This is a genomic window from Streptomyces sp. NPDC000151 (assembly GCF_040301705.1).
GTDB lineage: Bacteria > Actinomycetota > Actinomycetes > Streptomycetales > Streptomycetaceae > Streptomyces.
In genome coordinates this window covers 23,543-38,315 of sequence record NZ_JBEPFC010000064.1, presented here as the reverse complement: position 1 = coordinate 38,315, position 14,773 = coordinate 23,543, and the positions used below count along the sequence as shown (strand labels likewise).

Genomic DNA, 14,773 nt, shown 5'->3' with positions numbered 1-14,773 from the left:
GGGGCGGGGGCGGCGAGGCGCGGCCCGGACGCGTCCCCCGCCGACGCGCTGCCCTCGCTGGTCGGAGCGGCGGCGGGCAGCGGCCTGCTGTACTGGTTCGCCGGGCGGCTGAGCGCCCGTACGGCACCGGAACCGGCACCGGCTGATGGGCCCGCGGCCGGTGAGGGCAAGGGCTGGGACCGCCGCGGCTTCCTCCTCGCGGCCTCGGCCGCGGCGGCGGCCTCCACCGGGGCCGGCGTACTGGGCCGCACCCTCAACGGCGCGGGCAGCCACGCGCTCGCCTCCCGCAGCCACGTCGTCCTGCCCCCGCCGGCCTCCCCCGCGGCCCCCATCCCTCGGGGAGCCGGGCTGCGTATCGCGGGCCTCGGCCCGTTCGTCACCCCGTCCAAGGACTTCTACCGGATCGACACGGCACTCCTCGTGCCCAAGGTCGACGCCACGACCTGGCGGCTGCGCATCCACGGCAAGGGCGTCACCGCGCCGCTGACGCTGACCTTCGACGATCTCCTCCACCGCGACCTGATCGAACGCGACATCACCCTCGCCTGCGTATCCAACGAGGTCGGCGGCTCGTTGGTGGGCAACGCGCGCTGGATCGGCGTACGGCTGGCCGAGCTGCTCCGGGAGTGCGGCGTCCGGCCGCCGTCACGGGGCGGCCCGGCCGACCAGCTGGTGGCCCGGTCGGTGGACGGCATGACGATCGGCAGTCCGGTCGAGGACGTCATGGACGGCCGGGACGCGATGCTGGCGCTGGGCATGAACGGCCGGCCGCTGCCGTTCGAGCACGGCTTCCCGGTACGGATGGTCGTCCCCGGCCTGTACGGCTACGTCTCGGCCTGCAAGTGGATCGAGGACATCGAACTCACCACCTTCGACGCCTACGACGCGTACTGGGTCGAGCGCGCGTGGGCCCCCAAGGCACCGGTCAAGACGCAGTCGCGCATCGACACCCCCCAGCCGGCCGCCCGGCCGCGGGCCGGCACGGTCATGATCGCCGGCGTCGCGTGGGCGCAGCACCGCGGCATCGACCGGGTGGAGGTGCGGGTGGACGACGGGCCGTGGCAGCGGGCCGAACTCGCCTCCGAGGACACCCGCGACACCTGGCGCCAGTGGTCCCTCCCCTGGCGGGCCGCTCCCGGCACCCACACCCTCACGGTCCGCGCCACGGACCGCACCGGAAAAACCCAGCCCGCACACCGCACTCCCCCCGCCCCCGACGGCGCGACCGGCCACCACTCGGTGGTCGTCAGTGTCGACTGACACCCCCGGTCTCCCTCAGCCCTCCAGGACTCGGTCGGTGTCCAGTCGGGTGAGGAGCTCGGGGTGGTGCAGCTCTGCCAAGGGAGCCAGCAGGTCCGGGTGGCGCAGGAGGGCGGCGGCCTGCTGGTCGTGGGCGTCGGGCGAGACCAGGCGGCGGAATTCGACCGGTGTGCCGGACGTGTGCCAGGAGTCGGCGAGGGCGGTCACCGCGGTGGCGGCCAGGGCCGGCGTACTGAGCAGGGACGCCGCCCAGCTCGCGACGACCTCGTCCACCCATGACCGCCACGCGCTCTCCGCCTCGTCGTCCTCTCCGGGGACATCCGCGCCGGTGAGCCAGTCGAGCCGGCCGGAGCCGCCCGGACCGGTGACCGAGACCAGCGCGGCGTCCATCGCCGTCGGGTAGCGCAGCCAGGCCGCGACGGTCACGGCCTGCCGGGCCTGCGCTTCGGTGAGGGCAACGCTCATGGCGCCGCCGCTCGACGGATACGCGCAGGTCAGCCACTGGGTGGTCGCCGATATCAGCAGGGAGAGGTCCGTGGGCACCGATGAGCCGTCCGAGTCAGCGAGGGGGCAGGACGTACAGAACGTTACTCAGCGGAACTCTCCGGATAAATGACGCAGGTCACGACGGAGGAGTGGCGTTCGTCTCCGCGTGTCCAGTACCGACACGCCGCCTGTTCGGGTGGTTGAACGATCCGCGGCGACGGAGGAGTGACGCAGGGGGCAGGCATCGTCATCGGGTACCGGACCGGTGCCCGTCGGCGACCGGCCCGAGGACGTCTCCCGCGCCCCGGCCGGCAACGAAAGGAGCATTGACCATGATCGCTGTACGAGGCGTGGCGGCGACCGCCGTGCTGGTGATGGCTGTGACCGGCACGGTCACGACGACCGCGGCCGCGGCTGCGCCCGCGACCGCGACCGCGACGAGCTCGCGCCCGACCGATGGGGCGTTTCTGAGGACCGTGCACCAGGGGAACTTGGCGGAGATCGCGGCCGGGCGGGATGCGGGCACCAACGCCACCACGCGCTGCGTGAAGAGACTCGGCGCCACGCTGGTGCGCGATCACCGGAGGCTGGACAGGGACATCACGGCCCTCGCGGACAAGCTGCATGTGCGGCTGCCCGGCTCACCCAGCGCGGAACAGCGGCACGCGCTGGCGGACGTACAGGCCAAGAAGGGCACGCGAGCGTACGACAGGGCGTGGCTGAGGATGGAATCCTCGGATCACGTGAAGACGCTGGCGCTGATCGGCCGTGAGCTCCGGACGGGCCGCAACAGCGAGGTGAAAGCCGCCGCCCGCAAGGCGCGGCCCGTGGTGGCGAGGCATCTGGCGGCGGTGTTCGTGTGCAGGACGACCACGCACGCCGCCCCGCCGACGCACCATCACTGACCGCCACGCGGGAGTCCCCTCCGGCCGGCTCCTGCCCGGCGAACCACGGTCACCGCAACGCACCAACTCCTCGGGCGCGCCCGGACTTTCGCGTCCGGGCGCGCCCGACAGCGAGGAGACGGAAGTAGAGGAGGCGGAAGTCGAGGAGACGGAAGTACTCGACGGGGGCGCGCAACTCCCCAGTATCTGCTGAGCCGCGAGCGGTCAGGCGGTCAGCCGGCATCGGTCGGCAGCGGGCGGACCGTGAGGATCTGCTGCGCATGGCCGACGGGACCGTTGATGTCGTGCAGCACGGTGCTGGTGATGCCCTGGCCGGTGGGCCCGAAGGTGACAGTGGTGTCCAGTCCGGTCCAACGGCCTTCGGGCCGGCGGTGGAGGTGGACGGTGAGGTCGACGTTGGGGAACATCCAGTCGGTGGGCGACTGGCGCACGGCGATGCCGTTGGCGGTGTCGACGAGGGCCAGGTAGGACGCCAGCTGACTGCTGGGCTGCCCGGCGACGAGGTCGAGAGGGGTGGACACCCAGGCGGTCGTGCCGCCCGGCTGCGGCGGGGCGACCGGCCGGACGTCCAGGGAGGCGATGTACCCGCCCGGCCATACGGAGGCCAGCGGCCAGGAGGGCAGCGACTCGGGCGGCTGGAGCCTGTCGCCGGCGCCACCGGCCACGGCCGCGGTGTCCACGGCGGCGAGCAGCCAGGCGCGCGCCCGGACCACGGGGCGGTCGGCGATCCGCACAACGGCCTCGATCAGCTCGATCGTACGGCCCGGCCGCAGTGTTTCCACGAGGATCTCGCACTCGTCGAGGGCGAGGCGCCCGAGGATGTCGAAGCTGATCCGCCCGAGGACCAGCCCGCTGTGCGGACGCGCGGCCAGATGACGCTCCATGGCGTGCAAGATGAGCCCACCGAGCGGACTGAAGTGCTGCTCATTGACGTCCCATGCGCCGCTCGCGTGGGCGGTGGGCTTGTAGCGGTGCTCGTCTATGGGCTCGAAAAAGCTGTCGGAGTGCGGCGCGCCGGTGCTCAACGGAAGGTTCTCCTCATCCTGATGCCGGGGTGTCAGAGGACTTTGATGAGGATGACACAGCAGGCGGTGCCGACACCCACACTGAGCGCGTGACCTCGCGCTTCACGAGGAAGAACGTCAAGCCGGGCCCGTAGCCGCGGGCCGGCGGGCCGTGTCGGGCGGCCAGACGGGGCGGTGGCCTTCGGGGAGAGTGGCGAGGGCTTGGGTGACGGTGGTGAAGACCGGGAGCAGCTCGCTGCTGCCGGTCTGGTCCAGTACGTGCCGTACGCGGCGGCCCACGCACGCCAGCAGGAGCCGGCCCTGGCGGCGACGCAGCAGCCAGTGCAGGCCCAACAGGCAGTTCAGGCCGCGGGAGTCGCAGAAGGTGAGGGCGGAGCAGTCCAGGGCCAGGTAGCGGTAACCGGCGCCGACGCAGGCACCCATCGTGACGCGGAAGACCCCTTCGCTGCCGTGGTCCAGTTCGCCGCTGACGCGCAACACTGCGCCGGCATCGCAGGAGGCGAGCGTGGTGATCGCCAGTCCGTCGGCGTTCGGCATCCAGCACCTCCGGCGCGCTTCATGCCACTTCCACTTCCCCGTTGCTGCGGATCGTACGTGCCATGCGAGGAGAAACAAGACGGTTTCCCCGAGTCTCCTTTCCTCCGTGCCCCTTTCTCCATGCCCGTCCCGCTTCTCCCCGTTCCCCGTTGCCCTTTTCCCGTTGCCTTTTCCACTGGGGAGTTGACGTGGTGGCCCGACCCGGCCGACCGTGCACCGTACGCACTGTGCGGTACGGTCCGTTCAGGCGACACCCGGTGAGAGGAGGTGGGCACAGTGGCCGGACCTGTGGCTCGCACCGCCATGGACGACCGAGCCCAACTCCGCACGATGATCGACTTCGCCCGCCGCCACTTGGAGAGCAACGCGGCCGAGGCCGAGGCGTTCGCCCCTGGCGACCAAGGCGGCCAGATGCGCCACCGCCTCGCCGGCCTCAAGAAGACGATCGAACTGCTTCTGGAGGCCGCCGAACCGCTGGCCGCCCCACCTCGACGCAACGCGCCCCGGCCGGACGGCACGGCCACATAACCCGGCGATCGCACCCGCCCCGGCCGGGCACTGATAGGAATACCGTGCGGACTGATAAGGCATCACTTATCAGCAGTGGGCCCTACGCCTGGAACCCTTGCCTGTTCAGGGTCGACGCCCTGTCCCGTGTGCACCGAACCGGAGGCGCGGCATCCGTCAAGCCTCGGCCATTACCTGGAGTATCCCACTTGCTCCGTTGAGCGACCGTTGCCAGGATGCGGTGCACTTCGAGATATGACCCGGATGCATGCCAACGTCAGAGTCACGTCAGAGATCCAAGCCGGACTGACCAGGCGTTCGGCCCCCAGGAGACGACCACGCATGTGCGACGAATCGATCCATCAGCAGTTGACGCCGGTCCTCCTCGACCTCGCCGACGCCGCTCCACGCGACCTCGAAAACGGTGGCGTACTGCGGCGGCTGACCGATCACAGTCTGCGGCTGCCGGGCGTCGAGGCGACGGCGGTCATCTCCGTGGACGAGCGGAACAAGAACACTCCGACGGTGGCCGCCGCCTCGCACCACGCATCCGGTCAACTGGCGCGGGCACAACTGGAGCTCGACGAAGGCCCCGGCCTCGAAGCCCTCCGCACCGGACGCCGGCTCGCCGACCTCCCCCTCGACCGGCCGAGCTTCCGTTCCCGATGGCCGCGCTTCGTCCCCCGGTCCCTGTCCGAGGGCTTCACCGGCATCACCGTCATCCCCCTCTGCCACGAACACCGGGCGATTGCCGCGCTTCAACTGCACCACCAGCATTGCCACGACCACGCGTTGTCCAGTGAATCCGTCCGCGCAGCACAGGCCATGAGCGACGCGGCAGTGATAGGGGTGGCTCATCAGATGCAGCAGCGGTACGTCGACCAGTTGCAATCGGCCCTGACATCGCGGATCGCCATCGAGCAGGCGAAGGGAATGCTCGCGGAACGCTTCGAGTGGACCACGGACGAGGCGTTCGCACTGCTCCGCTCCTACGCGCGCAGCCACAACACCCGCCTGAACGACCTCGTCCGCTCGGTCATCGACGGCCCGGCCACCGATGGCCCGTTCCGGCGCGCATCACCTCAATAGCCGGTTCGCCCACTCCCCACGCCCCATCGACTGCACCGAGCGCCCTCTGTCTAACGGTCTAACGGTCTAACGGTGAAAGGTCGTGGTCGCGTCGAGGGGAGCCCGGCCGGTTGTGAGGTGGTTGACCGGCGCGGCAGCGTCGGCGTAACCGAAGGAGACCCCGACGAGCAACTTCCCGTCGTCAACGCCGAGTTCGCCACGAACGGTATCGGCGTAGAAACTCAGCAGCCCCTGCGGGCAGCTGTCGATGCCGTACGCGGTCATCGCCAGCAGCAGCGTCTGCGTGTAGATGCCGACGTCCGCGGCCAGCCGCGCCCCGGCATCACCGGTCGCGAAGAGGAAGGCGACGTGCGGGGCGCCGTAGAAGCGCAGGCTCTCGGCGTCATAGGCCGCGCGGGCCGCGTGGTCGTCCCGGCCGATGCCCAGCGCACCGTAGAGCTCGCCGCCGAACGCGGCGCGGCGGCGCTGCTGTGCCGTCGAGTACATGTCGTCGTGGTAGGGGAAGTCGACCGTGGTGCGCTGCTCGGCGTGGGCCGCCTGGAGCGCGTCGGCGAGCCGGTCCCGCCGCGCCCCGCTCACCACCTCCACACGCCAGGGCTGCGCGTTCGAGTTGGACGGCGCGGCGCCGGCGAGCGCGAAGACCGCGCGCAAGGTCTCCTCGGGCACCGGGTCGGGCAGGAAGGCGCGGGTCGCGCGGCGGCCGCGGATCAACTTCTCGGCGTGGCCGGCCAGGTCGGTGGGCCGGGGCGGGCTGGTCGGATTCATGGGCGCTCCTCAAGGAATCACTTAGCAGTTACCACTTAGCGCTTGGCGCTTAGCACTTGGCACTTGGCACTTAGGTACACGGAAGCGTGTACCTAAGCCTGACCGTAACAGTGACTCACGCCTGAAGTAAACGCTCGCGTATACTTTCGATCCATGAGTACGACGACCACGAAGACCCAGCGCCGGGGGCGCGGCGGGCGGGAACGGATTCTGGCCGCTGCCGCCCTGCTGTTCGCGCGCCAGGGGATCAACACGACCGGTATGGAGCAGGTCGCGGAGGCGGCGCCCGTGTCCAAACGGACGCTCTACGCGCACTTCCCGACCAAGAGCGACCTGGTGATCGCGTACTTGCGGGAGCTGGCCGCATCGGGCCAGACGCTGGAGAGCGTGCTCACACGCGAGGAGCTCGACCCGCGCGACCGCATTCTCCGGCTGTTCGAGCTTCCGGCGCCGGACGCGGCCCCGGTGCGCGGGTGCCCGTTCATCGATGCCGCGGTCGAGTTCCCGGATCCGCTGAGCGAGATCCACACGTACGCGCGCGAGCAGAAGCTGCTGATGGCGCAGCTCGTCACCGAGCTGGCGGCGGAACTGGGCGCCGCCGAACCCGCCGCGCTCGCCGAGCAGTTGGTCACCCTCGCCGACGGCGCGGCCAGCCGCGCGATGGTGCTGGATCAGCCGGATTACGGTCGGCACGCGCGCGCGGCCGCGGAAATCCTGCTCGACCGGGCGACGCGTCACTGAACTCCGCTGCACTCGCCGACCCTGCGGGGGCTGGACTGCCGCCCGCCGCCTGGGCACCGCCCCTCACGAGGCAGCCCAGCGCGGTGGCGGCCGCCACGGCCCCGGCGGCGAGCAGCAGGACGCGGTGGTCCACGAGGGCGACCAGGCCGGCGCCGAGGGCCAGGGCAAGGGCGTTGGGTGCGAAGAGGAGGGTGTTGGCGGTGGCCGCCACCCGGCCCAGCAGCGCGTGCGGCGTCTCGCGCTGGACGGCGGTCATGGCCGCGATCAGTACGCAGGGCAGGCCGGCGCCGATCATCGCACTGGCGAGCAGCGCGACGGGCACGGAGGGTACGACGCGCAGGGCGACACCCAGCGCGAACAGCATGATCCCCGCTGCGGCGAAGCTCCGCTCGGGCATCCGCCGCAACAGGGCACCGGCGCACAGCCCGATGAGAACGGAGCCGGTGCCTTGCACCGCGTAGAGCACCCCGGCGAAGGCCGGCGGGCGATGGAGGCCGGCGTCGACCACGGCATACACCGCGGCCCCGTTCAGCCCCGCCATGCCCATCGTCGCGGCCCCGGCCAGTACGAGGCGCCGCAGGTCCGGGTGCCGGCGCAGATGCCGGACACCCTCGGCGGTCCGGGCCGTCCACCTCGGGGCCTCGGCCGGGTCGGCCGGGTCGGTCGGGACGGTCGGGACGGCCGCGTCGGTCGGGACGGTCGGATCGGTCGTGACGGTCGGGACGGTCGGGACGGTCCGGCGGGGCGGGGTTTCGGATACGCGTATCAGCGTGAAGGCCGCGGCGGCCAGCGCGAACGTGGCCGCGTCCAGCAGGGCCACGGCCGCGCCCCCGAACTGTACGAACAGGCCCGCCCCCAGAAGCGGCGCGACCAGTTTCATGCCTTCGTTGACCGTCATCCGCAGGCCGTTGAAGTCGCCACGCAGCGCCTCCGGTACGGCAGTTGCCACCAGTGCGGCCTCCGCGGCGTCCAGCAGTACGGAGCTGACGCCGTACACCGTCAGCACCACGAACAGGATCCAGATCTCCCCGCCGGAGCGGACAGCGAGCAGGGGCAGCGGCATCACGGCCATGCCGAGGTTGGTCCAGATCAGCAACGGCCGCCGGCGCGTCCGGTCGGCCACCGTGCCGATCAGCGGGCCGAACAGGATCGGCGCCCATACGCAGAAGGTCGTCAGCGCCGCCAAACTGTCCGATCCCGTAAGCGACTTGGCCCATACGCCCGCAGCCAGCGCCATGGCCGAGCTGCCGAAGCCCGAGACCACCACACCGCTCAGGTAGAACACCACGTTGCGGTCACGCAGAACGCGCCGTCCGCCCCAGCCCGTCCCCATCCCCCGTGCCCCCATTCCCCGTGCCTCCTTCCACCACCGCCGCCGCGACACTACGCCGCCCGGGCTGCCGCGCGGTCAACCGGATGAGGTGATGTGCACACGTACCGGCGAGTTTGGTGCCCCGTTCGAGTTACAGGCGTTTTCTGCACATGGCGACGGAGATGCTCCGTGCGGGCATTCCCTCACATCAGGAGATAAACATGAGCATCCGTCGCGCAGTCGTCGCCACCACCCTGGCCGCCGCCGCTGTCCTGGGAGGAGCAGGCGTCGCAGCGGCCGACTCCGGCGCGTCAGGCGCCGCAGCGAACTCGCCCGGTGTCATCTCCGGCAACACCATCCAGGTCCCCATCCACGTTCCGGTCAACCTCTGCGGCAACAGCATCGACATCATCGGGCTGCTCAACCCCGCCTTCGGCAACACCTGCGTGAACGACTGACCCGTCGCGACCCGTCACGCCGTCAACGGCCGGTCTCCGGCCGGACGCCCCGCCATCTCCCCCTTGTGGCGGGGCGTTTCGCATGTCCGCACGGGCACGAAGTACACCCACCCCTGCCGAAACGCCGAGCCGTCGAGAAACCCGGCGCAGCACCCTTGTGAAGCGATGCGTCGCCACTCTTCAAAGGGCAACCGCCATGGCTCTGCCGCTCCCCCGCCGCGACAAGGGAGCAGACCGCCGCCCCGACCCCGTAAACAACGACACGCACTGAACTCACCGTTGCGCGGCGGGCGCCTCGGGCCGTCGAGGCGTCTGCGTGCGGTACGAATGGCCGAGTTCCGGGCCGAGGCCGAAGTAGTGGCGGAAGTTGTAGATGAGGGGGCTCCAGGCCGCGGGGTCGATGTGGTCGGTGCCGGGGACGACGAGCCGGGGGTCCGCGTGCACCTTCCGCACGGCGGCCTCGACGAGGACAAATTCCCCGGACACGTCCGGCTGCACCCGTTCGGCGCGGGCCTCCAGCTGGAGGGGGCATTCGGTGACGCGAGGCGGCCGGACGAGGTGGGACGGCTCACTGTGCAGGCCGGCCGCGCCGAACTTGTCCGGCTCGAAGCGGCAGCCGTGCGCCTTGGTCGGGGGCACCGGATTCCGGCCGGTCAGCGGCGCCAGCCGCTCCACGGCAGGCCAGAGCGCGGGGTCCGGCAGGTTGATCACGAGGTCGGGCCGCGTGCCGAGGTTGCGCGCGGTCTGCCCGTCGCGGCCGAGACCGAGTACCACTGTCTGCCCGAGCGCCCATGCGGAGGACATCGGGGCGAGGTTGAACGACCCGTCCTGATTCTCGGTCGACAGCAGGACCACGGGCGTCCCGAAGTACAAGACGCTGGGCTCGATGGCTATCGGGGCGGCGGGTCGCCCCACGTCCAAGGTGTCATTCACAACGTTCACAACGTTCGTGGCGTTCGTTGCGTTCATGGCGTTCATGGCGTTCATCGCGTGCATGATCGGGAGCCTAGGAACCGGATACTTCGGCGGGCGCCGAACTGTCACCGGGGATAATCGAGCACATGAACACTCAGCGCGAGCGCGTACGTGAGGCAGGCCCGGACCTGGCTTCAGTGGCCAGGCTCCTGGCCGATGGCACGCGTGCGGGCTTCTGCCTCGCGCTGCTCGACGGGAGGGCGTGGACGGCCGCCGAACTGGCCCGCCACCTGGGCGTGGCGGCCTCGACCGCGACCGAGCACCTCAACGCGCTCGTACGCGGCAATCTGCTTGCCGAGGAACGGCAGGGGCGCCACCGGTACGTGCGGCTGGCCGATCCCCAGGTCGCCGAGTTGATCGAGAGCCTCGCCGCGATGGCACCCGGCCGCGTCCAGCCGCCGCCCCGTTCGTTGTCGGCGGCCAGCCGCCGCCAGGCCCTCGCCCACGCCCGTACGTGCTACGACCACCTCGCCGGGGCCGTGGGGGTCGCCATCACCGACGCGATGACCGAGCGGGGGCTGCTGGACTGGCAGCACGGATTGCAGCTCACCGGCGACGGAGCGGCCTGGCTGGGAGTACTCGGCATCACCGTCCCGAACGGCACGCGCCGGCCGTCGGTGCGCTCGTGCCTGGACTGGACCGAACGCCGCCCGCATCTGGCAGGCGCCGTCGGAGCGGCCCTCTGCCGCCACGCGTTCGACGCCGGCTGGATCACCCGCATCGGCACCACACGCGCCGTAGCGGTGACGCCCACCGGCCGCCGCGCCCTCCACGACCACCTCGCCCTGCCCGACACCGTCCTCGCACAGAAATAGGCTCGCGGGCGCCCATGACCGGTCACACCTTGGCCGGTCACACCTTGGCCGATCACGCCATGACCGATCACGCCGTGACCGCCGTGCGGTGGAGGTGTTCCAGGGCGTCGAGGACGATGGTGCGGTGGTGCCAGGCGAGCCAGCGGCCGGCCTGGTCGCCGATCCGGTCCAGGGCGCGGGCCTGGGCCGGGACGAGGAGTTGCTGGGGGCGGTCGTGGTGGGTGGAGACCATGCCGAGGCAGACCCCGTTCGCGGTGGTCAGCGGCGTACTGTGCGCGGCGCGGCTGCCGGCTTGGAGGATCTTGTAACGGGCCTCGTCGGTGAAGACCGGGTCGGTGGCGACGTCGGTCACGGTGACCCGCGTGACGTTGCGCGCGGCCAGCGCGCACGACGTGCCTTCCTTGCCCACGAGGTCGAAGTAGTCGACGAACTCCTCGTTCAGGCCGTGGTGTTCCTCGATGCGCAGGCCGCCGGCGTGGCGGTCGGCGAGCTGTACATTGCCCATCGGGGTGTCCGAGATCGTCAGGGACTGGTGCAGGACCGCGGAGATCACCGCACTGCGGTTGGTGGCCTCGCCGTTCACCTGCGGCAGCGCCGGGAGCTCCGGCGGGCGGGTCCGGATGCGGTCGGGGAACCAACGGGCGCTGCCGCTCTTGGGCCGGGGCGCGTTGAGGACCGCGGCGGCCAGGGCCCGGAGCTTGACGTTGTGCTGCTGCGAGGCGTTGCGCAATAGGGCGAACGCCGCCTGTCCGTCGGGCAGCCGGTAGCGCTCCTGCAGTACTCCCTGTGCCTGCGCGATCATGGGATGCGTACGGACCTTCGCCTGGAGGTCCCGTACCTTGCCGCGCAGGCGCTCGATCTCCTGCTCGGAACTCTCGTCGCGCGTCGCAGCGAGGAGGTCGGGAGCGGGGGCGGGGGCGCAGGCCACGGCTGCCCGTACGGCCGCCTCCGGCAGATCCGGGACGCAGGCGGTGATGAGGTCGTGCGCGGTCGGCAGCACGACGAGGCGGGCGGCGGCGGTCCCATTGGCGGCGTCGGCGGCCCCGTTGGCGGCCGTCAGGGCCCGGGTGACCTCCTCGGAGGGGGCGGCCAGCAGGAGGCGGATGCCCCGGCGGTCCAGTTCCGCCGCACACGCGGCCAGGCCGCGCGCCGCGGCGACCGACACCTCCCGTACCGCCGACAGGTCGACCGCGACCGCCCGCGGCTGCCCGGTGGTCTCGAGGATCGCCGCGAGGAGCGGATGGTCGGCGGAGTCCAGGACCCCCTCGACGCCGAGCATCCGCAGCCATCCGGCCGCAGCGGGTAACCGAACTATGTCGGTGCGGATTTCCCGTGCTGCTCCGCTGTCCATACCGCCTCGCATGCCGCTTCTCATACCGCCTCCGTATCCGGTCGTTGTCGTCCTCGGCGTCACTGTCCTTCACCGGCGTGGTGTCAACCACCAAGCGGCCAGGCGCACTTACGTCACACTATGACGGTCGCGCAACAGGTTCACACAGAGGGTTCACGAGGTAGCGGCGGGTTGGGTTTGACGACCACCGCTACTGCATCCGTCGCAGCAGGGACTACCTCGATAAGACCTTCGCCGCGTACGGACTCAGCCCGCCCGAGTGGCTCCACTCCGTTCGAATGCCCCCGGAAGCCGATGAGCCCATCACAACGGGCGGACCGTCACCTCATAGAACATCCGCCCAGCAACTACCCATAACGGCACCTCTTGTGGCTCTGTTCTTAGAGCACCAGTACCCCTCGCGCACCCATCCGGAGGACACCATGACTCTTACTCCCGTCCCTGCCTCTGCCTCCATCAGAATCGAACGGGTCAACCTCGCCGCGCCGGCCGCCGCGGCGACAGTGCGGCGCCGTGTTGACGTCTGGAGGCACTACCCATCACGTCTCGAAACGACGTGGTCAGCATGAGCGAACGAGCAGACGAGGCCCACGTCAGCAAGACCCCCACTGCCCCTCGGGCCGAGATGCGGTACGTGGATCTGACCGGCAGCCGAGAGGCGGCCGGCAAATCGATCCGGCTGCTCGACATGGCCAAGCGGCTGCCGCAGTTGGTACGCCGGTCGCTCGCGCTCGCCTGGCAGGTGGACCGGGCCGCGACGGTCGGCCTCCTGCTGTGCCAGGCGGTCGCAGGAGTCATGCAGGCGATGGGGCTGGTCGCGATCAGCGGCACACTGACCGCACTGCTGGCGAGCGGCGACGTCTACCACCGGCTCCTGGAGGCGTGGCCGTCCGTGGCACTGCTGGCCGGCACGTCCGGCGTACGGGCACTGCTGGGCATCACCGTCACCTGGCTCTCCTCCCGACTGGGTCCGCTGATGTCGCGGGAAGCCGAGCAGATGCTGCTCACGGGCTGCGCCGAGGTGGAGCTGTGCGCCTACGACGAACCCGATTTCAACCGCGACCGTGAGGCCGCCGACCGGGGCGCGCAAGTCACCGGAGATCTGGTCGACGAGGGCCAGGACCTGATCGCCTCGGCCGCCTCGTTCCTCGCCGGGTCGGTGGTACTGGCCGGGGTGCACCCGATGCTGCTGCCCCTGCTGGTGGCGGCCAGCCTCCCGCAGGCCGTGGCCCAGGTCAGCGCCGCACGGGTGCGCTACCTGGCGAATCTGCGCAGCAACGGCGACAACCGGATGCTGGCGGTACTGCGCTGGCACATCTACACCAAGGAGGCCGCCGACCAGATCCGCGCCGGCACCATGGCCGGGTTCCTGTCCGGCCGGTACCGGCAGACCGTCGCCCGGATCAACCGCGAGGACAGGGCCGCCGCCGACCAGGGAGCCCGCATGTCCCTGGTCGGCGCTCTGTGCGGGGGCCTGGGCTCGGCGATCGTGTGGGCGGCGGTGGTCTGGCTGCTGGCAACCGGCCGGATCAGCGTCGGGCACGCGGGTACGGCGGTCTTCGCCCTGCAAACGGTGGGCCAGTCGGTACGTGGCCTGGTGAGCGTAGGGGCTCGTGCTGTGCGTACGGGGCTGTACATGGACGACTGGAACGGGTTCCTGGACAAGGCCGGGGGCTTCCGGATGCGACGCGGCACGCACCAGCCCCAACCGCCGAAGAACATCGAGGTCAAGTCGGTCTCCCACCGCTACGCCGGAAAGGACCGCAACGCGCTCACCGACGTCTCGCTCACGTTGCGTCGGGGTGAGGTCGTGGCGTTGGTCGGCTTCAACGGGTCGGGCAAGTCGACGTTGTCGAAGCTGATCAGCGGCCTGTACCTGCCCACCGAGGGACAGGTGCTGTGGGACGGGACCGCCATCGGCGATGCCGACCCGGAGGCACTGTGGAAGCAAGTGGCCCTGGTGCCGCAGGACTACGCGCACTGGCCGCTGACAGTGCGCGAGAACATCACTCTCGGGCAGCCCACTTCGCGGGGAGACGCGGCGGTGCGGGAGGCGTGCGAGGCCGCCGGCGCTGACGAGGTCGTCGACAGGCTCGGGGCCGGTCTGGACACACTGCTGGCCCGCGAATGGCTCAACGGGGAGGAACTGAGCGGTGGGCAGTGGCAACGCATCGCCCTCGGGCGGGCTTTCTTCCGCGATGCGGGGCTGCTGGTGCTCGACGAGCCGACGGCGAATCTGGATCCCCGGGCCGAATACCGCATCTTCCAGCGGCTGCGCGACCTGGCCGAGGATCGGGCGGTGCTGCTGGTGACCCACCGCATCACCAACGTCGCCGTCGCCGACCGGATCGTGGTCCTCGACGACGGCCGGATCGCCCAGGAGGGCACCTACCAGGAGTTGGCCCAACAACCAGGACTCTTCCAACAGTTGCTCTCCTACCAGGTCACTTCGGGGGCGCCCCAGAGCGAGTAACGGTTCCCGGAGCGAGTAACGGTTCCCGGAGCTGCGACGAGTCCCGGAGCGGTAGCGGGCAGGCGAGTGTGAGC

General features: G+C 70.7%; 15 protein-coding genes. 8 read left to right on the top strand and 7 right to left on the bottom strand.

What is annotated here, in order from left to right:
- On the top strand, positions 1–1,260 hold a 1,260-nt coding region (locus ABT381_RS19310; RefSeq protein WP_351595437.1), incomplete at its 5' end, for a sulfite oxidase.
- Positions 1,261–1,275: 15 nt separating this feature from the next.
- On the opposite strand, the gene ABT381_RS19305 is transcribed toward ABT381_RS19310, so the two are convergent.
- Complete coding sequence (locus tag ABT381_RS19305) at positions 1,276–1,803, bottom strand: hypothetical protein (RefSeq protein ID WP_351595435.1); 528 nt, start codon at positions 1,801–1,803, stop codon at positions 1,276–1,278.
- A 275-nt stretch (positions 1,804–2,078) separates the two neighbouring features.
- On the opposite strand from ABT381_RS19305, the gene ABT381_RS19300 reads away from it, so the two are divergent.
- A complete protein-coding gene (locus ABT381_RS19300) occupies positions 2,079–2,651 on the top strand; it encodes a DUF4142 domain-containing protein (RefSeq protein ID WP_351595433.1) in 573 nt (190 codons plus the stop codon).
- Positions 2,652–2,863: 212 nt separating this feature from the next.
- Here the strand turns inward: ABT381_RS19300 and ABT381_RS19295 are convergent, their stop codons facing one another.
- Positions 2,864–3,676: a thioesterase family protein gene (locus ABT381_RS19295; RefSeq protein ID WP_351595430.1), complete on the bottom strand. Its 813-nt coding sequence runs from the start codon at positions 3,674–3,676 to the stop codon at positions 2,864–2,866.
- A gap of 117 nt (positions 3,677–3,793) precedes the next feature.
- Positions 3,794–4,213 carry an STAS domain-containing protein gene (locus ABT381_RS19290; protein ID WP_351595428.1) on the bottom strand — a complete coding sequence of 140 codons (420 nt, stop codon included), beginning with the start codon at positions 4,211–4,213 and terminating at the stop codon, positions 3,794–3,796.
- A 276-nt stretch (positions 4,214–4,489) separates the two neighbouring features.
- Here ABT381_RS19290 and ABT381_RS19285 point away from each other — a divergent pair, with 276 nt between their 5' ends.
- Complete coding sequence (locus ABT381_RS19285; protein WP_351595425.1) at positions 4,490–4,741, top strand: hypothetical protein; 252 nt, start codon at positions 4,490–4,492, stop codon at positions 4,739–4,741.
- A gap of 321 nt (positions 4,742–5,062) precedes the next feature.
- Complete coding sequence (locus tag ABT381_RS19280; RefSeq protein ID WP_351595422.1) at positions 5,063–5,809, top strand: GAF and ANTAR domain-containing protein; 747 nt, start codon at positions 5,063–5,065, stop codon at positions 5,807–5,809.
- Between the two features lie 66 nt (positions 5,810–5,875).
- Here the strand turns inward: ABT381_RS19280 and ABT381_RS19275 are convergent, their stop codons facing one another.
- Positions 5,876–6,574, bottom strand: a complete 699-nt coding sequence (locus tag ABT381_RS19275) for a nitroreductase (RefSeq protein ID WP_351595419.1) — start codon at positions 6,572–6,574, stop codon at positions 5,876–5,878.
- Between the two features lie 153 nt (positions 6,575–6,727).
- On the opposite strand from ABT381_RS19275, the gene ABT381_RS19270 reads away from it, so the two are divergent.
- Positions 6,728–7,315: a TetR/AcrR family transcriptional regulator gene (locus ABT381_RS19270; protein ID WP_351595416.1), complete on the top strand. Its 588-nt coding sequence runs from the start codon at positions 6,728–6,730 to the stop codon at positions 7,313–7,315.
- Here the strand turns inward: ABT381_RS19270 and ABT381_RS19265 are convergent.
- A complete protein-coding gene (locus tag ABT381_RS19265) occupies positions 7,203–8,663 on the bottom strand; it encodes an MFS transporter (RefSeq protein ID WP_351595413.1) in 1,461 nt (486 codons plus the stop codon). The two genes, ABT381_RS19270 and ABT381_RS19265, sit on opposite strands and share 113 nt — an antisense overlap.
- A 185-nt stretch (positions 8,664–8,848) precedes the next feature.
- On the opposite strand from ABT381_RS19265, the gene ABT381_RS19260 reads away from it, so the two are divergent.
- Positions 8,849–9,085 (top strand): chaplin, encoded by a 237-nt coding sequence (locus ABT381_RS19260; RefSeq protein WP_351595410.1) that lies wholly within the window; start codon positions 8,849–8,851, stop codon positions 9,083–9,085.
- A 273-nt stretch (positions 9,086–9,358) separates the two neighbouring features.
- Here ABT381_RS19260 and ABT381_RS19255 read toward each other — a convergent pair whose 3' ends face one another.
- The gene (locus ABT381_RS19255) at positions 9,359–10,081 is read right to left on the bottom strand and encodes a flavin reductase family protein (protein WP_351595407.1); all 723 of its coding nucleotides are present in this window, start codon (positions 10,079–10,081) and stop codon (positions 9,359–9,361) included.
- A 65-nt stretch (positions 10,082–10,146) separates the two neighbouring features.
- Here ABT381_RS19255 and ABT381_RS19250 point away from each other — a divergent pair, with 65 nt between their 5' ends.
- Complete coding sequence (locus tag ABT381_RS19250; RefSeq protein WP_351595405.1) at positions 10,147–10,875, top strand: ArsR/SmtB family transcription factor; 729 nt, start codon at positions 10,147–10,149, stop codon at positions 10,873–10,875.
- A 67-nt stretch (positions 10,876–10,942) separates the two neighbouring features.
- Here ABT381_RS19250 and ABT381_RS19245 read toward each other — a convergent pair whose 3' ends face one another.
- On the bottom strand, positions 10,943–12,226 hold the full coding sequence (locus ABT381_RS19245) for an ANTAR domain-containing protein (protein ID WP_351595402.1): 1,284 nt from the start codon (positions 12,224–12,226) through the stop codon (positions 10,943–10,945).
- Positions 12,227–12,851: 625 nt separating this feature from the next.
- Here ABT381_RS19245 and ABT381_RS19240 point away from each other — a divergent pair.
- A complete protein-coding gene (locus ABT381_RS19240) occupies positions 12,852–14,699 on the top strand; it encodes an ABC transporter ATP-binding protein (RefSeq protein WP_351595439.1) in 1,848 nt (615 codons plus the stop codon).
- Positions 14,700–14,773 lie beyond the last annotated feature (74 nt).